General features: G+C 71.9%; 16 protein-coding genes. 5 read left to right on the top strand and 11 right to left on the bottom strand.

The genetic code is table 11. From position 1 onward, the window contains the following. Positions 1–75: 75 nt before the first annotated feature. Positions 76–1,155, bottom strand: coding sequence for a succinyl-diaminopimelate desuccinylase (gene dapE / locus AB0959_RS01415; RefSeq protein WP_366824156.1), 1,080 nt, complete (start codon positions 1,153–1,155; stop codon positions 76–78). A 174-nt stretch (positions 1,156–1,329) separates the two neighbouring features. Between dapE and AB0959_RS01410 the strand changes: the two genes are divergently transcribed. Next, on the top strand, positions 1,330–2,385 hold the full coding sequence (locus tag AB0959_RS01410; protein WP_366824155.1) for a heavy metal transporter: 1,056 nt from the start codon (positions 1,330–1,332) through the stop codon (positions 2,383–2,385). Between the two features lie 305 nt (positions 2,386–2,690). Further along, complete coding sequence (locus tag AB0959_RS01405; RefSeq protein ID WP_366824154.1) at positions 2,691–3,140, top strand: ATP-binding protein; 450 nt, start codon at positions 2,691–2,693, stop codon at positions 3,138–3,140. Positions 3,141–3,243: 103 nt separating this feature from the next. Here the strand turns inward: AB0959_RS01405 and AB0959_RS01400 are convergent, their stop codons facing one another. Next, positions 3,244–4,338 (bottom strand): bifunctional succinyldiaminopimelate transaminase/glutamate-prephenate aminotransferase, encoded by a 1,095-nt coding sequence (locus AB0959_RS01400; protein WP_366824153.1) that lies wholly within the window; start codon positions 4,336–4,338, stop codon positions 3,244–3,246. A 99-nt stretch (positions 4,339–4,437) separates the two neighbouring features. Further along, positions 4,438–4,767: a ferredoxin gene (gene fdxA, locus AB0959_RS01395; protein WP_366824152.1), complete on the bottom strand. Its 330-nt coding sequence runs from the start codon at positions 4,765–4,767 to the stop codon at positions 4,438–4,440. 110 nt (positions 4,768–4,877) lie between these two features. Here fdxA and AB0959_RS01390 point away from each other — a divergent pair, with 110 nt between their 5' ends. Together AB0959_RS01390 and AB0959_RS01385 are read left to right on the top strand one after the other, a co-directional pair. Further along, positions 4,878–5,954 (top strand): GNAT family N-acetyltransferase, encoded by a 1,077-nt coding sequence (locus AB0959_RS01390; protein WP_366824151.1) that lies wholly within the window; start codon positions 4,878–4,880, stop codon positions 5,952–5,954. Positions 5,955–5,971: 17 nt separating this feature from the next. Next, positions 5,972–6,823 (top strand): transglutaminase-like domain-containing protein, encoded by an 852-nt coding sequence (locus AB0959_RS01385; protein WP_366824267.1) that lies wholly within the window; start codon positions 5,972–5,974, stop codon positions 6,821–6,823. 128 nt (positions 6,824–6,951) lie between these two features. Here the strand turns inward: AB0959_RS01385 and AB0959_RS01380 are convergent, their stop codons facing one another. The 4 genes from AB0959_RS01380 to AB0959_RS01365 all read right to left on the bottom strand — a co-directional run bounded on the left by AB0959_RS01380 (position 6,952) and on the right by AB0959_RS01365 (position 11,240). After that, a complete protein-coding gene (locus tag AB0959_RS01380; RefSeq protein WP_366824150.1) occupies positions 6,952–9,186 on the bottom strand; it encodes a hypothetical protein in 2,235 nt (744 codons plus the stop codon). A gap of 249 nt (positions 9,187–9,435) precedes the next feature. Continuing rightward, entirely contained in the window at positions 9,436–9,870 is a 435-nt protein-coding gene (locus AB0959_RS01375) for a DUF6113 family protein (protein ID WP_366824149.1), read from the bottom strand. Between the two features lie 73 nt (positions 9,871–9,943). Beyond that, entirely contained in the window at positions 9,944–10,942 is a 999-nt protein-coding gene (gene mshB / locus AB0959_RS01370) for an N-acetyl-1-D-myo-inositol-2-amino-2-deoxy-alpha-D-glucopyranoside deacetylase (RefSeq protein WP_366824148.1), read from the bottom strand. Between the two features lie 103 nt (positions 10,943–11,045). After that, positions 11,046–11,240 carry a hypothetical protein gene (locus tag AB0959_RS01365; RefSeq protein WP_164432626.1) on the bottom strand — a complete coding sequence of 65 codons (195 nt, stop codon included), beginning with the start codon at positions 11,238–11,240 and terminating at the stop codon, positions 11,046–11,048. Positions 11,241–11,400: 160 nt separating this feature from the next. Here AB0959_RS01365 and AB0959_RS01360 point away from each other — a divergent pair, with 160 nt between their 5' ends. Then, a complete protein-coding gene (locus AB0959_RS01360) occupies positions 11,401–13,572 on the top strand; it encodes a prolyl oligopeptidase family serine peptidase (RefSeq protein WP_366824147.1) in 2,172 nt (723 codons plus the stop codon). A 156-nt stretch (positions 13,573–13,728) separates the two neighbouring features. On the opposite strand, the gene AB0959_RS01355 is transcribed toward AB0959_RS01360, so the two are convergent. From AB0959_RS01355 to AB0959_RS01340, 4 genes are read right to left on the bottom strand one after another with little or no spacing between them, the layout of a single operon-like run. Beyond that, positions 13,729–14,802: a dipeptide ABC transporter ATP-binding protein gene (locus AB0959_RS01355; RefSeq protein ID WP_366824146.1), complete on the bottom strand. Its 1,074-nt coding sequence runs from the start codon at positions 14,800–14,802 to the stop codon at positions 13,729–13,731. Next, entirely contained in the window at positions 14,795–15,769 is a 975-nt protein-coding gene (locus tag AB0959_RS01350) for an ABC transporter ATP-binding protein (protein WP_366824145.1), read from the bottom strand. Before AB0959_RS01350 ends, AB0959_RS01355 begins: the two co-directional genes overlap by 8 nt. A gap of 9 nt (positions 15,770–15,778) precedes the next feature. After that, the gene (locus AB0959_RS01345; protein ID WP_366824144.1) at positions 15,779–16,789 is read right to left on the bottom strand and encodes an ABC transporter permease; all 1,011 of its coding nucleotides are present in this window, start codon (positions 16,787–16,789) and stop codon (positions 15,779–15,781) included. Then, a complete protein-coding gene (locus AB0959_RS01340) occupies positions 16,782–17,705 on the bottom strand; it encodes an ABC transporter permease (protein WP_366824143.1) in 924 nt (307 codons plus the stop codon). The genes AB0959_RS01345 and AB0959_RS01340 overlap by 8 nt, the downstream gene beginning before the upstream one ends. Positions 17,706–17,707: the final 2 nt, after the last annotated feature.

Below are 17,707 nucleotides of genomic sequence, written 5' to 3'. Positions count from 1 at the left end.
CCACGAGGGTTACGGACGGGGGACGCCGGCATGTCCGCCGTGAACCGCCGGGGCGATCGGCGCCCCACGGGGCCCTCAGGACGTCAGCCACTCCCGCAGGCGCTCCTCCCCCGCGAGGATCTTCGCCGTCTCCACCCGCTCGTCCCGCTTGTGCGCCAAGTGCGGGTTGCCGGGGCCGTAGTTGACAGCCGGGACGCCGAGCGCGCTGAAGCGGGACACGTCCGTCCAGCCGTACTTGGGCTGCGGGGTGCCACCGACCGACTCGATGAAGGCGGCGGCCGCCGGGTGGGAGAGGCCGGGGAGCGCCCCGCCGCTGTGGTCGTCCACCACGAACTCCTCCACCCCGCAGTCCGCGAAGACCTCTCGGACATGGGCCAGCGCCTCGGCCTCCGTGCGGTCCGGGGCGTAGCGGAAGTTGACCGTGACCACGCACTCGTCGGGGATCACGTTGCCGGCCACGCCACCCGAGATGCCGACCGCGTTCAGGCCCTCCCGGTACTCCAGGCCGTCGATCACCGGGTAGCGCGGCTCGTACGACGCCAGCCGGGCCAGGATCGGAGCCGCCGCGTGGATGGCGTTGGAACCCATCCAGCCGCGCGCCGAGTGCGCCCGCTCGCCCCTCGTCCTCAGCAGCACCCTCAGGGTGCCCTGGCAGCCGCCCTCGACCTGGCCGTCCGAGGGCTCCAGGAGGACCGCGAAGTCACCTTCGAGCCAGTCGGGGTGGGCCTCGGCGACGTGCTTCAGGCCGTTCAGGTGGGCGGCGACCTCTTCGTTGTCGTAGAAGATGAAGGTCACGTCGCGGTTCGGTTCCGGGACGGTGGCCGCGATCCGCAGCTGGACCGCCACCCCGGACTTCATGTCGCACGTGCCGCAGCCCCAGAGCACGCCGTCCTCGTCGAGCCGTGAGGGCACGTTGTCCGCGATGGGGACCGTGTCGATGTGTCCGGCGAGGATCACACGCTCGGCGCGGCCCAGGCGGGTGCGGGCCACGACGTTGTTGCCGTACCGGTCGACCGTCAGGTGTGGCAGGGCCCGCAGCGCACCCTCGATCGCGTCCGCGAGCGGCTTCTCGCTGCCGCTCTCGGAGGGGAAGTCCACGAGCCGCGCGGTCAGCCGCGCTGCGTCCAGCGTGAGGTCAAGCGGGGTGTCGGCCATGCCGACGACCCTAACGCCCTGCCGAGAGTGCGCCGACCGCCCCCGGAAGCCTGCCGCCCCCGGGACCCGACCGCCGCCCGGAATACGTCCTTCCGCGACTGGATCTCGCCACCCGCGCCCCCCTGCTCACAGACGCACACACCGTTGACAGCTGACTCCGATAAATTCGGAGGCGTGTCAGCACCGTCCCACCCCTCTCGTCGTCGCCGTGGCCGTTTCCTCCGCCGCGGGTCCGCCTTCGCCGTTCTGCTCGCACTCGGGGGGTACCTGACCATGCAGTACCTCACCGGCGGGACGGGAGCCCCGCGGTGCGAGGTGGTGTCGGGGAAGGGCGACGGCGCCTCGTACGAGTTCACGCCGGAGCAGGCCACGAACGCCGCGACGATCTCGGCCGTGGGCACCTCGCGCGGCATGCCCGAGCGGGCCGTGACCATCGCCCTGGCGACCGCGCTGCAGGAATCGGGGCTGCGCAACATCACGCACGGCGACCGGGACTCGCTGGGCCTGTTCCAGCAGCGCCCGTCACAGGGCTGGGGCACCGAGAAGCAGATCATGGACCCGACGTACGCGGCGGGCGAGTTCTACGAGCACCTCACCAAGGTGCCCGGCTACTCGCGGCTGCCGCTGACCGTCGCCGCCCAGCGGGTGCAGCGCAGCGGCTTCCCGCAGGCGTACGCGAAGCACGAGCCGGACGCCACGCTGCTCGCCGCCGCCCTGACCGGCCGCGCGGCGGCCACCCTGACCTGCGAGGGCCGCCCCGCCGCGACCGCGAACGGCGGACCGGACGCGGTACGGGCCGCCCTCGTGCGGGACTTCGGGCGCACCGTGCTGGAGTCGGCCGCGACGGAGATGCGGTCCGACGATTCCGCGGCCACACCCGAGCCCACGAACGCCCCCGAGTCCCCGAACGCCCCCGAAACGGCCGCCGCCTCTCCCACCACCCCGGCCGCCAACACCGTCTCCATCCCCGTGCGGTCCGACAGCGGCTCCGGCACCACCTCCGAGGACTCGCTCCGGCGTCGCGGCTGGGAGCTCGCGCACTGGGCCGTGGCCAATTCGTCGGCCCTGCACATCGAGCGGGTCGCCTACGCGGACCGGGAGTGGGTCGCCGGCGGCAGGGCGGGCGAGTGGCGCACACCGGCGGACAGCGGCGCCTCCGCCGGCGCGTACGGCGACGAGGGCGCCGGGCGGGACGGGCTTTCCGAGGTTCGAATCGTCACTGGACAGTAGAGGCCGACGGTCACCCGCAGGGGGTATGCCGGGCACGCCCCGTGGACGATGTGCGCAAATTTCCGCCCCCTCACCCGAGCCAGGGACAGAGGCCCTGAGAGACCGCGAGAACCCTTGAGAACAAAGGGCTCCGAGGATTCGCCGGGACTTCCGGACGGATTCTCTTTGCCCGTTTTCATCCGCATCCGATAATGCGACGCATTGCCAATTCTTTACACAGGGTCACCGCAACCTTCGCGGCCTTCGAGCGGTAGTCACTGCGTCCGAGCCCGGACGATCACGTTCCCTCCCGTCAAAGGAGCACCATGTCTCTCCCCCTGACCCGTCGGATCGCCCGTGCCGCGCTGCTCACCGCAGCGGGAGCGGCCTCCGTGGTCGGTGCGACCGGCTCCGCGAGCGCTGCGCCCGAACTCCCGGCCACCCCGAACCTCGGCGGACTGTCCGCCCTGGACGGGGCGAACGTAGGCAACACCGCCGACGACGCGGCGCAGAAGGTCACCGGGCTCGCGGGCAAGACCGGAGGCAAGGCCGTGAACAAGGCCGTGCCGGCCGTCGGCAAGACCGGCGGCAAGGTGGCCAAGACCGCGGCACCCGCCGCCCAGAAGACGGCCGGAGCCGCGGCGGGCCAGGCGGGCGGCCTCCTCGGTGACGCCACGAAGGCGGCGGGCAGCGACCTGCCGACCAAGTCCGTCGGCAAGGGCAACAGCCTGCCGGCCCAGGGCACGCCCCTGAAGGGCGGTCTGCCGCTCGGCTGACAGGCGATCGCGGACCGGTGAGCAGTGAGGAGGGGGCCGGGGAACATCGCGTTCCCCGGCCCCCTCCCTTCGCTGTTCGGTTCCCGCTGTCCCCCGTGGGCGTTCAGCGCAGCCGCTCCACCGCCGCCGCCACCCGCTCGTCCGTCGCCGTCAGGGCCACGCGGACGAAGCGGTCGCCCGCCGGACCGTAGAAGTCGCCGGGCGCGACCAGGATCCCGCGCTCCGCGAGGTGGGCCACCGTGTCCCAGCAGGACTCGTCACGGGTCGCCCACAGGTAGAGGCTGGCCTCGCTGTGCTCGATGCGGAAGCCGTGGTCCAGCAGGGCCCCGCGCAGGAGCGTACGACGTGCCGTGTACCGCTCCCGCTGCTCGCGGACGTGCTCGTCGTCGCCGAGGGCCGCGACCACGGCCGCCTGGGTCGGCGCGGCCGTCATCATGCCGCCGTGCTTGCGGATCTCCAGCAGCGGGCCGAGGACCTCGGGGTCACCGGCCAGGAAGGCCGCGCGGTAGCCCGCCAGGTTCGAGCGCTTGGACAGCGAGTGGACCGAGACGATCCCCTCGTACGAGCCGCCGCAGACGTCCGGGTGCAGGACACTGACGGGGTCGGCCTCCCAGCCCAGTTCGAGGTAGCACTCGTCGGAGAAGACGAGGACGCCGTGCTCGCGGGCCCAGGCGACGATCCGGGTCAGCTCGTCCTTGCCGAGCACGCGGCCGGTCGGGTTCGAGGGCGAGTTCAGCCACAGCAGCTTCAGACCGGCCGGGTCCAGCTCGGTCGGGTCGTCATAGGCCTCGTACTCCGCGCGGGCCAGGCGGGCACCGACCTCGTACGTCGGGTAGGCCAGGCGCGGGTACGCGACCCGGTCGCCGGGGCCGAGGCCCAGCTGGGTCGGCAGCCAGGCGACGAGCTCCTTCGAGCCGACGATCGGCAGGACGTGGCGGTGGGTGACCTCGCGGGCACCGAGGCGGCGCTCCACCCAGCCCGTGATCGCGTTCCGCAGCTCGGGGGTGCCCCAGACCGTCGGGTAGCCGGGAGAGTCGGCCGCGGCGACCAGCGCCTTCTGGATCAGGTCGGGGACCGGGTCCACCGGGGTGCCGACGGAGAGGTCGACGATGCCGTCCGGGTGGGCCTTGGCCGTCGCCTTGTAGGGCTCCAGCTTGTCCCAGGGAAAGGTGGGGAGTCGGTCGGAGACTGCGGACACGGGATCTGGCTCACTTTCTCGTACGTACGCCTCGGTCCCGTACGGCGCGATCAGGGCGATCGTGCCGTACGGGACCGAGGTGGCGCGGGTGAGGACCGCTCAGTGCTCTTCCTGGTTCATCGGGGGCAGGCCCGCGATGAAGGGGTGGTCACGCTCGATCAGCCCCAGCTTGCTCGCGCCACCGGGCGAACCCAGCTCGTCGAAGAACTCGACGTTCGCCTTGTAGTAGTCCTTCCACTCCTCCGGGGTGTCATCCTCGTAGAAGATCGCCTCGACCGGGCAGACCGGTTCACAGGCGCCACAGTCGACGCATTCGTCCGGGTGGATGTACAAGGACCGCTGGCCCTCGTAGATGCAGTCGACCGGGCACTCCTCGATGCACGCCTTGTCCTTCAGGTCGACACAAGGCTCTGCGATGACGTAGGTCACGCTGTCGTTCCTCCTCGATAGGGCGCTGGCGGGCCTCCTCAGGCTCCGCCGCCTGGCGCGCGGGAGCGCGGCGTCGTCGATGCCCGCATCTAGTATCGCCGTTCTTGGGCATGATCCGAACAGGAGGGGTGGCCGGACCTGTGGAATTCTCTACCGGCGCACGGCTCGAAGTGCGTATCACCACCGCTGACGTGGGCAAACGCGTCTCGGTACGGCAGGTCGTCGAAGACGCACCCAAGAGTGAGAAGTTCACCGACACGGTGGGCGTTCTCACATCATGGGACGAAGGCGTGCTGGTGATCACACGGCGGACCGGTGAGCGGGTGCGGATACCGGAGTCGTCGCTGGTGGCGGGCAAGGTCGTTCCCGCGGCTCCGGCGCGCCGCCGGGGGCCCGCGGCCTCGTACGCGGAACTGGCCCGGGTGGCGTCGCGGGGCTGGCAGCCGGTGGAGCGGGAGCGGCTCGGCGAGTGGGAGCTGCGGGCCGCCTCCGGGTTCACGCGGCGCGCCAACTCCGTGCTGCCCCTCGGTGATCCCGGCCTGCCGCTCGACGAGGCGCTGGCGTACGCCCGCTCCTGGTACGCGGCCCGGGAGCTTCCCGCGTACGTGCAGCTCGCCACCGGCGCCGAGGGAACGCAGGAACCGCTGTGCGCGGAGCTGGAGCGGCGGGGCTGGGCACGCGAGGTGACGGCCGAGCTGTGGATCGGCTCGCTGGCGCCTGTCGCCGACCATGAGCTGCCGGGCGGGGTCGTGCTCTCGCGGGTGGCGGACGAGGCGTGGCTGAGCCGCTACCAGCGCAAGGGTGTGAGTGAGGTGGCACTGACGGTGCTCGGCAGAGGGCCCTCGGTGTGGTTCGCGACGATACCGGGGCCGGCGGGCGCCCCTCCGGCGGCCGTCGGGCGGTGTGTGGTGGACGGCCGCTGGGCGGGCTTCGCGGCGGTGGAGGTCGATCCGTCCCGTCGCCGTGAGGGCCACGCCACCGCCGTCATGACGGCCCTCGCCCGCCAGGCACTGGACGAGGGCGCCTCGGCCGGCTGGCTCCAGGTGGAGACGGACAACGCGGGGGCGCGGGCGCTGTACGGGTCGATGGGCTTCGCGGCGCATCACGCGTACCACCACTATCGGGAGCCGGACGCACCCGGGACCGGATCCGGCGGTTCCGTCGGCGAGTCGTACCGATCACCGTGAGCGGGCACGACGAGACCATGGGTGCTCCACGGCCCCCGGAGCCGGGGCGGGCCGCCGAGGTGCGGCGGCGGTTCGGGGAGGAGGCGCGGGCCGAGCGGCCGGATCTGGCGACGCTGTGCCTGCTGGTGGGCGCGGCCGGCGACGGGACGCTGGACGACGCCGGGGAGGACGCCGCGCAGATCGAGTTCGACCGGCTGGCCGGGCAGGTGCCGTTCCGGCCCGGCGGCCCCCGTTCCTGGGCGCTCGCACTGGCCGAGCTGCTCGGCGAGCGCCACGGGTTCCGCGGCTCGTCCGGCGACTACCAGCGGCTGCGGTCGTCGTTGCTGCACGAGGTGCTGCGGCATCGGCGCGGGCTGCCCATCCTGCTGTCGGTGGTGTGGATGGAGGTCGCGCGGCGAGCCGGCGCGCCGGTCTACGGGGTCGCCCTGCCGGGTCACTTCGTCGTCGGCTTCGGGCCTCCGGAGGAACAGGTGCTCGCCGATCCGTTCGACGGGGGCCGCGTCATGACCGGTGGGGACGCGGAGCTCCTGGTCGTGGGGGCCACGGGCGCGCGGCTCGATCCGTCGATGCTGGAGCCCGCCGACCCGCTCGACGTGGTGCTGCGCGTCCTCAACAACATCCGCGCCTGGGCCGCCGCCCGTCCCGAACGCTCCGACGTGTCGCTGTGGGCCGTGGAACTCTCCCTGCTCCTGCCCTCCCACCCCGCCCGCCTGCGTCACGAGCACGCCCAGCTCCTGGTCCAGCGCGGCGACTTCGTGCGCGGCGCCGCCGAGCTCGACGCGTACGCCGATGTCGTGTCGGCCGTCGACGAGCAGGCTGCCGACCGGGTACGCGGGCAGGCACGGGCGGCTCGGGCGATGCTCAACTGAGGGATCTGCTCGACTGAGGGATCTGCTCGACTGAGGGATCTGCTCGACTGAGGGATCTGGACGCCTGAACAACGCCGAGGGCACCCGGCTCGGAAGCGGGTGCCCTCGGCGTGGTGGTGAGCAGGCGGTCAGCTCGGGTTCGTCTCGATCACGGCCGTGCGCTGGGCCGCCGTCTTGCCGAGGAGTGCCTTGCGCAGGACGCCGATCACGTCCTCCGGCGTCACCGGCGTCTTCTTGCCGGTGCCCCGTTCGATCAGGACGCCGTCGAAGGTGGTGCCGTACAGCTCCTTCAGGGCGGCCTTGTCGTAGTACTCGACGAGCTTGCCGTTCTGGGCCTTCACGCCGAGGAACTTCCACAGGGAGTTCTCCGGGCTGAAGGCGATGAACTGCGGGCCCGAGTCCACCTTGACCGTGACGTTCCCGGACATCGCGGGCTCCGCGAACTCCTTCATCATCCGGTCGACCTCGGCCTTGGGGACCGACGGCTCCTTGCTGGCCGTGGGCAGCGTCACGGGGTCCGTCTCGCCGGTCTCGACCTGCGTGCGGTAGGCCTCCTCGACGGCCCGCGTGGACTGGGCGACGGCGATGCCCTTGCCCTCCTTGCCGTACACCGCGACGGCCTTGCCGGACTCGAACTTGATCGTGCCGTCGGTGGCCGAGCCGGCGCCGCCCGCGGCACGCTCCAGGGCGGCCCGCAGCTTCTCCTCGTCCACGGGCATGACGGGCTCGATCACGCGCTTCTGGCCGAACAGCGAGCCGATCACCGACACCGGGTTGTAGTCACTCTGTGCGGCGGCGCCGACCGTGGCGTCGGCGTCGAGCTGGAGGCCCGCCTGGTCCGGCCTGAGCGACACGGTGTCGCCGTCGACCGACAGCTTGAGCGCCTTGTCCGCGTTGTCCCCGAAGGCCGCGTCGAGCTTCTTGGCGGCGTCGTCGCGGGTGCCGCCGCCGATGTCGACGCCGAGCACGGTGGTGCCCTTGGGCACGTCGGAGTGGCTCATGAGCAGCCCGGCGCCGTACGCGCCGGCCGCCACGAACACGAGCCCGCCGCCCAGCAGCACCAACTTGCTGCGGCCCTTCTTCTTCTTGGCCGGCTTCGAGGAGCCGCCGCTGGTCGACTGCGCGGGCTCCGGCAGCTTCGGCGGGGTGTGCGGCCCCGACTGCTCGCCGGTGGCGCCCGGCCCGAAGCGCGAGCTCTGGGCGCCGGGCGGGACCACGGGGATGCCGCTGGTCAGGGTGTGTCCGGAGACGTTCTCCCGGATGCCGCCCGGGCCGTCGTACCCCTGCTGGCCCCCTGGCCCCGGCTCGGGTGCCGGGCGCTGGGGCGTGAGGATCGCGGTGTCGTCGCTGAGGCCGCCGCCGGGGCCGGGGAATTCGGGGCCGGGGACATCGCGGTCGGAACCGCCGAAGGGGCCACCGGTGCCGGGACCCCCGCCGGGGCGTCCGGCGCCCGTGCCGGGACCGCCGGGACCGATACCCAGGCCCGCGCCGGGCCCGCCGGGCCCCGTGCCGATGCCCGCTCCGGGGCCACCGTAGCCCGGGCCGGAGCCGGGGGACGGGGACAGCGCGCCGTCACCGGTGACCGGGCCGCCGGTCGGACCACTGGGCCCGCCCCGCTCGGCAGGGCCGCCCCCGCGGCCCTGGCCGTTCGCGGTGTCGTCCGAGAAGTACGGCAGGTCGTCGCGCCGTCCCGTGCCGCTGTCGGGCCTGGCTCCGGGGCGCGAGCCGGCCGTCAGCGCGGCCGACACGTCGAAGGAGCCGGTGCCGCCGCCGTGGCCGGGCGCCACGGGTCCGGCGCCGGTGGCACCGGGGAGCCCGGCACCGTTGGTGGCGCCCGGGCGGGGGCCGCCGGCTCCGCCCAGCGGGCCGGAGCCGTTCGACCGCGGACCGGAGCCACCCGGGCGCAGGCCGCTGCCGGGACCGCCCGGAGCACCCGTACCCGCGCCCGACCCGTTCGCCGAGCCGCCGCCCTGGGTGCCCGTCGGCCCGCCGCTCCAACCCGACGGGAGACCCGCACCGTTGGTGGAGCCGTTGCCGGAACCGGGCTTGGGCGCTCCGGCCTTGCGGGGCGCGAACCAGTCGCTGGTCTTCTCGTCGGCCGGCGCGGCCGGCTCCGGAGAGGGCGGGGCGGTGTCCGTCAGCACGGGCATGCTCGTGGTGCCCGTGGTCTCCGACTCGCTGAACGTCTCGTCCGACGCGGTCTCGGCCTCCGCCACCGGAGTGCGGACGACGACCGGCGGAATGGGGCGCGATCCGGGGATGTTGATCCGCACGCGCGTGGTCAGCGTGGTCTCGGTCTTGCGCTCGTCCGACCGCGCGCCCGTGGCCGAACGGCCCGGGTCACCAGCGCCGTCGGAAGCCATGGGGGTCCCGTACGGCGGCGTCCCCGACGGGTACGCGGCTCCTCCGTGCCCGTTGGGCCCGGAGGACGAAGTGTCAGTTTCACGACTCAAGGCAGGTTCTCCCGATTGGCTTCGCCGCCCGTGACGACCTCACACGGCGGGCAGCTAGGCGGCGCGCACCACCATACTGGCCACTTCTCGCCCGTATCCCACGACCGCCGATGAAACCCACACGGGCCCTCCACCAGCGCCTGGTGGCGAAGTAGTACGTCACTTGGCAAGTCGGGCGCCGGGGCCTTTCGGTTGCCGCCCGTGTCCAAGCGTGGCGCACATCACAGCGACTGCCATGCCGCCGAGCAGGAAGAGATACGACACGGCTCCCGCGCCGAAGAGGAAGTCCCCTTCCGGGCGCGTGGCGGTGAGGAGGATGACGGAGATCATCCAGCCGGCCGCGGGCGCAACGGCCCCGGCCCGGGTGCCCATCGCGTGCGCGCCGCCCAGGAACGTCCCGGCCGCACCCAGCAGCGCGAGCAGCAATCCGGCCGGGATCAAGGCGGATTGCACCAGTGCCCCGGCCGCTCCGACCACGGCCCCGAGCAGGAAGAGCCCCACGTAGGCGGCGGCCCGTCCGGCCGAGGGCATCGTCAACGGCTGTGCGAGCCCGCCGCCTTGCTCGCTGCGCCTCTGCGGTCCCGCCGTCTTCACAGGGCACCCGCCCTTCCGGCACCGGCCGTGCGCGAAGTGTGCCGTGTGTGTCCGTCATACCCAGTCGTACGCATCAGAGGGCCGCTCCGTTCTGTCCTGCCGCCGAAACGTTCCGTTCGACAGCCTCGACGCCTTCGACGCCTTCGACGCCCTCGAACAAGTCGGTCTCGCGTCCGCCTCCTTCGCGTCTGCCGCGCACCAACTCGTAGTACTCGGTGGTGAAGAGGGGCTGCGCCAGTTCGTTGGAGAGCGCGAAGAAGGGTTCGGCGACCATGACCTGGGTCGCGTGCGCCCGCATGGCCGAGGCCTTTGCGGAGGCGAAGGCCGAGCCGTCGACCTCCGTGGTGACGATCCAGTCGTCGACGACACCGGGGACGTCGATGACGGAGGCGGCCTTGGTGAAGGGCAGCCGGCCGGGCTCGGCGATCGTCTCGCGCAGCCTGGTGAAGCCCTCGATGACCACGGAGCGTGGCGCCCGGTTCCAGTAGACCTTGGCGATCTCCCAGGGCTCGCCCAGCTCCGCGCGGAAGCCGGAGTCGGCGGCGAGGTCGGCGGCACGCATGGCGACGCGGTGGGTCTGGATGTGGTCGGGGTGGCCGTAGCCACCGTTCGGGTCGTAGGTGACGAGGACGTGGGGGCGGACCTCGCGGATCACCTCGGCGAGGAGGGCCGCGGCCTCGTCGACGTCGGCTGCCCAGAAGGCGTCCTCGCGGTCGTTCTGCTCGACGCCCATCATCCCGGAGTCGTGGAAGCGCCCGGGGCCGCCGAGGAACCGGTGGTCGGTGACGCCGAGCTGCTTCATGGCCTCGACCAGCTCGCCCTCGCGGTACGGGCCCAGCGCGTTGTCGCGGTCGGGTGCGAGGTGGGCCAGGTGCGGCGGTATGACCTCGCCCTCCTCGCCGAGAGTGCAGGTCACCAGGGTCACCTGGGCGCCCTCGGCCGCGTACTTGGCCATGGTCGCGCCGTTGTTGATCGACTCGTCGTCCGGGTGCGCGTGCACCAGGAGCAGACGAGGAGCGCAGCGAGATGGGGGCACCCCCGGCCGAACGCTGGGGGAAGGCAGATCGCTCATGTGCCCCACCCTACGAGGCGACGCCCCGCGCCACGGCGGCCCCGGACCATTCACAGCTTCGGAGCGGTTTCGGGCCAGTGGTGGCGCGAGGCGGGACCCGGGTTCAGAACTTGATGCTGCCGATCATGCCCGCGATGTTCGTCGTGAGCTCGCTGATCGTCGGGGCGATCGTGGACGAGGCGAGGTAGAAGCCGAGGAGGACGCAGACGGCCGCGTGCCCGCCCTTCAGCCCCGATTTCTTGATCAGCAGGAAGACGATGATCGCCAGCAGCACCACCGCCGAAATCGAGAGTGCCACGGCGGCTCACCTCCTATAGAACAGAGCACCGAAATATGTAAATCCATACAGCAGCCAGCAGGTTCATACCCACACAGCGGTAGTGATCATAACTATCGGTACGCGCGCATCGGTCGGCGCACAGCCGCACAAGGGGGCGCATGGCCAATATGGTCGGAGCATGACGACCGAGCCCGAATCCTTCCCCCGCCGGCACGCCCGCACCCAGCGGTTCTCCCTCGGCGCGCCGCGCGCGTTCGCCATCGCACCCGACGCGTCCCATGTCGTTTTCCTGCGGTCGGCCTCCGGCACCGACCGCGCGAACAAACTGTGGGTGTACGACCTGACGGAGGGCGAGGAGAGGATCGCGGCGGATCCGGCCGCCCTCCTGGGCGGCGCCTCGGAGGAGCTGTCCGCCGAGGAGCGGGCACGCCGCGAACGCAGCCGCGAGGGCGGTGCCGGCATCGTCGGCTATGCCACCGACACGGCCGTCGAGCTGGCCTCTTTCGCCTTGTCAGGGCGGCTTTTCGTGGCCGAGCTGCGCGCCGGGACGGCCCGTGAACTCCAGGTCCCGGGGCCGGTGATCGACCCGCGCCCCTCTCCCGACGGCCGCTACGTCGCGTACGTGGCCGACGGCACCCTGCGCGTCGTCGAGACCGAGGGCGGGAACGACGTGGTGCTCACCGAGGAGGGACCGGAGAACGTCACGCATGGTCTGGCCGAGTTCATCGCGGCCGAGGAGATGGGGCGTTCGCGCGGTTTCTGGTGGTCGCCGGACTCGGACCGGCTGCTCGTGTCGCGCGTGGACGACACGCCGGTGAAGCGCTGGTGGATCTCCGATCCGGCCCATCCCGACCGGGCGCCGCAGGAGGTCGCGTACCCGGCGGCGGGCACGGACAACGCGGACGTGCGGCTGTTCGTCGTCGACCTCCAGGGGGCGCGCACGGAGGTGCTCTGGGACCGGAAGCGCTACCCGTATCTGGCGCATGTGCACTGGTCAGCGGCGGGGGCGCCGCTGATCCTGGTGCAGGCCAGGGACCAGCGCAGCCAGCTGTTCCTGGCGGTGGACCCGGACTCGGGGACGACCCGGATGGTGCACGCCGATGAAGATCCACATTGGCTTGATCTTTTCCCTGGAGTGCCGGCCTGGACGCCCTCCGGACAGCTCGTCCGCATCGTCGACGAGGGCGGCGCGCGGGTGCTCGCGGTGGGTGAACGGCCGCTCACCGGACCGCAGTTGCACGTCCGTGCGGTGCTCGACGTGGCGGACGAGGACGTGCTGGTCTCGGCGTCGGCGGGCGAGGCGGCCGACGACCCCGAGATCGGCCAGGTGCACGTGTACCGCGTGAACGAGCTGGGCGTGGAGCGCCTGTCGCAGGAGCCCGGCGTGCACTCGGCGGTGCGGTCGGGGGACGTGACCGTGCTGATCTCGGCGGTGCCGGACCAGCCGGGGGCCAAGGTGCGGGTGCTGCGGGACGGCGACCGAAGGGAGATGGGGGTCCCCCCGGCCGGAGGCTGGGGGACTGCGGCGACCGTCACCTCTCATGCGGAACATCCCGGTCTGTCCCCGCGCGTGACGCTGACACAGGGGGGCGCACGCCGCGTACCGTGCGCCGTGCTTATGCCTACGGACTACCACGGGGACACTCCCCTTCCGGTTCTCATGGATCCGTACGGCGGTCCGCACGGCCAACGGGTGGTCGCCGCGCACAACGCGCACCTGACCTCGCAGTGGTTCGCCGACCAGGGATTCGCGGTGGTCGTCGCGGACGGGCGCGGGACACCGGGCCGCTCCCCCGCCTGGGAGAAGGCGGTCAAGGACGACCTCGCGGCGGTCGTGCTCCAGGACCAGGTGGACGCCCTCCAGGCGCTGGCCGCCGACTTCCCACTGGACCTCACCCGGGTCGCCATCCGCGGCTGGTCCTTCGGCGGCTACCTCGCGGGCCTCGCCGTGCTGCGCCGCCCGGACGTCTTCCACGCCGGGATCATCGGGGCGCCGGTCACCGATCTGCGCCTGTACGACACCCACTACCAGGAGCGCTACATCGGCCACCCCGGCGAACAGCCCGAGGTGTACGCGAAGAACTCACTGATCGACGACTCGGGCCTGGTGGGCGCCGCGGAGCCCCACCGCCCCACGATGATCATCCATGGCCTGGCCGACGACAACGTCGTCGTGGCCCACTCCCTGCGCCTGTCCTCGGCCCTCCTGGCGGCCGGCCGCCCCCACGAGGTCCTCCCGCTCTCCGGGGTCACGCACATGACCCCCCAGGAGGCGGTCGCGGAGAACCTGCTGCGGCTCCAACTGGACTTCCTGAAGCGTTCACTGGGCCTGGCGACGGTAGGTAGGTAGGCGGGCAGGTACAGCAACGGGCCGGGCGACATGGCGCGCCCGGCCCGTTTACGGCACCCGCACGGCCGTACGCTGTACAGACTGACCCGTCCGTATATCGGTACCGCTTCGGTGAAGTTGCCTGCGTGTTAACGCAGTTGGTGCGTGTTTGTACGGCTATTTCGGGTCGTACACGTGATCGTCGTGCTTCTCCCCCGCGAAATGGCAGGCCGAGTCGTGCGCGGCGGGCCCGGCGGCGTACCGGAACCCGGCGGGTACGGCCAGCGGCGGCACCTCCGTCTCGCACCGCTCCCGGGCCTTCCAGCAGCGGGTGCGGAAGCGGCAGCCGGAGGGGACGGCCGTCGGGGAGGGCACGTCCCCGGAGAGGATGATCCGCTCCCGGCGCTCCCGCGCCCCGGGGTCCGGCACGGGCACGGCGGAGAGCAGGGCCTGGGTGTAGGGGTGCGTGGGGTGGTCGTAGATCTCGGCGTCCCGGCCGGTCTCCACGATCCGCCCGAGGTACATCACCCCGACCCGGTCGGAGATGTGCCGCACGATCGACAGGTCGTGGGCGATGACGACGTAACTCAGCCCGAACTCACCCTGCAGGCGCTCCATCAGGTTGACGACCTGTGCCTGCACGGACACGTCGAGCGCCGAGACCGGCTCGTCGGCCACGATGATCTCGGGGCGCAGCGTCAACCCGCGTGCGATGCCGATGCGTTGGCGCTGGCCGCCGGAGAACTGGTGCGGGTACCGGTTGACGTGTTCGGGGTTGAGCCCGACCACGTCGAGCAGCTCCCGCACCCTGCGGCGCCGGTCGCCCCGGGGCGCGGCCTCGGGGTGGATCTCGTAGGGCTCGCCGACGATGTCACCCACGGTCATCCGGGGGTTGAGCGAGGTGTACGGGTCCTGGAAGACCATCTGGATGTTGCGCCGGACGGCCTTGAGGGCCCTGCCGGACAGCTTGGTGATGTCCTCGCCCCGGTAGGTGATGGACCCGGCGGTCGGCTTCTCCAGGTTGACCACCAGCCGGGCGAGCGTGGACTTGCCGCAGCCGGACTCGCCGACGATGCCGAGCGTCTCGCCCTTGGCCAGCGTGAGGTCGACCCCGTCGACGGCCCGGACGGCGCCGACCTGTTTCCTGAACAGGACGCCCCGGGTGAGCGGATAGTGCTTGACGAGGCCGCGGACCTGGAGGATCGGCTCGGCCGTGAGGCCGGCCTCGAGGTCGGCCGTGAGCTCAGCCATGCAGACACTCCGTCCAGAAGTGGCAGGCACTCCCGCGCTCGCCGGTGACCTCGTGCAGGGGCGGTTCGTCGGTGCGGCACAGGTCGCGGGCCGCCGTGCAGCGCGGGTGGAAGGCGCAGCCGGGCGGGATGCTCGTGAGGCTGGGCGGCAGACCCTTGATGGCGTAGAGCTCCCGGCCCTTGTGGTCGAGCCTGGGGATCGAGTCCAGCAGGCCCCTGGTGTACGGGTGAGCGGGCCCCTTGTAGAGGTCGTGCACGGGGGCCGACTCGACGACGCGGCCCGCGTACATCACCGCGATCCGGTCGGCGACGTCCGCGACCACCCCGAGGTCGTGGGTGATGAGGACGAGCCCCATGGTGAGCTCGCGCTGGAGCTCGGCGAGAAGGTCCATGACCTGGGCCTGGACGGTGACGTCGAGGGCGGTGGTGGGTTCGTCGGCGATGATCAGCGCGGGTTCGAGGGCCAGCGCCATGGCGATCATGATGCGCTGGCGCATACCGCCGGAGAACTGGTGCGGATAGTCCCGTACGCGCGCGGCGGCGCCCGGGATGCGGACGCGGTCCATCAGCTCGACGGCCTTCGCGCGGGCGTCCTTTCTCGACATCCCCCGGTGCACGACGAACATCTCGCCGAGTTGGTCGCCGACGGTGAGGACCGGGTTCAGGGACGACAGCGCGTCCTGGAAGATCATCGCCATCTCGGCGCCCCGGACCTTCCTGCGCTCCTCCTCCTTCAGCTTCAGCAGGTTCCGGCCCTGGAAGAGGATCTCGCCGCCGCTGATCCGGCCGGGCGGGGTGTCGAGGATGCCCATGATCGCCTGCGCGGTCACCGACTTGCCGGAGCCGGACTCGCCGAGTACGGCGAGCGTCTCGCCCGCGTCCACGCCGTAGCTGACCCCGTTGACGGCCCGGGCCACCCCGTCCCGGGTCCTGAACTCCACGTGCAGGTCACGCACTTCGAGCAGCATGACGTCACCTCACCTGAGCTTGGGGTCGAGGGCGTCGCGGACCGCGTCGCCGAGCATGATGAACGCGAGGACGGTGAGCGCGAGGGCGCCCGAGGGCCACAGCAGGGCGTGCGGGGCGTTGCGGATGTAGGGGGACGCGGCGGAGATGTCGATCCCCCAGGAGACGCTCGGCGGTTTCAGTCCGACGCCGAGGTACGACAGGGTCGCCTCCAGCGCGATGTACGTGCCGAGCGCGATGGTCGCCACCACGATGACCGGCGCGATCGCGTTGGGCGTGATGTGCCGGAGCAGGATGCGGGTGTTCGAGGCGCCGAGGGCGCGGGCGGCCTGGACGTAGTCGTTCTGCCGGGCGGTGATGACCGAGCCGCGCGCGATGCGGGAGATCTGCGGCCAGCCCAGCAGCACCATGAACCCGATGACGGGCCAGACGGTCGAGCTGGTCACCACCGAGAGCAGGACGAGACCGCCGAGCACGACCGGGATCGCGAAGAAGACGTCGGTGATCCGGGACAGGATCGAGTCCCACGTCCCGCTGAAGAACCCGGCGAGCCCGCCGAGGACCGAGCCGAGCACCGCGACCCCGAGCGTGGCGCAGACGCCGACCGTGACCGAGGTCCGCGCCCCGTGGACGGTGCGTGTGTAGACGTCGCAGCCCTGGCCGTTGAACCCGAAGGGGTGGCCTGGCCCGGGGCCCCGCTGGGCGTTGGCGAGGTCGCAGTCGAGGGGGTTGCCGGGGGCGATCGCCGAGGGCCACAGGGCGATGAACACGAGGAAGCAGATGACGAGCCCGGAGACGACGAAGACCGGGTTGCGGCGCAGGTCGTGCCACGCGTCGGACCACAGGCTCCGCACCCGCTCCTCGGGGGCGGCCGTGGGCTCCTGCCCGCGTGGCCCCCTGTCCCTCGGTCCCGTCCGGAGGATCTCCGCGTCGGCGGGGACGAGGTCCGCGGCCCCGCCCGAGACGTACGACGACCCCAGAGGTTCCTCCAAGGGCTCCTCCAGGGGCTGCGGCTCAGGCATAGCGGATCCTCGGGTCGAGTACGGCGTAGAGGAGGTCGACGAGCAGGTTGGCGACCAGGAAGACCAGGACGAGGACGGTCACGAAGCCGACGACCGTCTGCGTGCTCTGGCGCAGGATGCCCTGGTAGAGCTGGTAGCCGACGCCGTGGATGTTGAAGATCCGCTCGGTGACGATCGCGCCGCCCATGAGGAACCCGACGTCGGCGCCGATGAAGGTGACCACGGGGATGAGGGAGTTGCGCAGCAGGTGCCGGACGACCACCCGGTGCCGCGGCAGCCCCTTGGCGACGGCCGTACGGACGTAGTCGGCGCGAGCGTTCTCGGCGATCGACGTCCTGGTCAGCCGGGTCACGTACGCGAGCGACACGGACGCCAGCACGAGCCCCGGCACGATCAGCTCGCCGAAACCGGCCTCCGGTGACACCGACGGCTTGATCCAGCCCCACTGGACGCCGAGCAGCAGCTGGAGCAGCAGGCCCGTGACGAAGGTCGGGACGGAGATGACGACGAGGGTGACCAGCAGGAAGCCCGTGTCGACGGGCCGGCCGCGGCGCAGGCCCGTGACCACGCCCAGGGTGACCCCGATGGCGATCTCGAAGAGGATCGCGACGATCGTCAGCCGGACGGTGACCGGGAAGGACGTCGCCATCAGCTCGGTGACCTTCTGCCCGTTGAACGCGGTGCCGAAGTCGCCGGTGAAGACGTTGCCCATGTAGGTCAGGTACTGCCGCCAGACGGGCTGGTCGAGGCCGAACTCCTGCTTCAGCCGGGCGGCCGTCGCCGGGTCGCACTGCCGCTCGCCGCACAGTCCCGCGACGGGATCACCCATGACATTGACCATCAGGAAGATCAGCAGGGTGGCGCCGGCGAAGACGGGGGCCATCTGCAGCAGACGACGGGCGACGTACCGTCCCACGG

This window comes from Streptomyces sp. NPDC046862 (genome assembly GCF_040704615.1).
In the GTDB taxonomy this organism is placed as follows: Bacteria; Actinomycetota; Actinomycetes; order Streptomycetales; family Streptomycetaceae; genus Streptomyces.
This window is presented reverse-complemented; position numbering and strand designations above follow the sequence as displayed.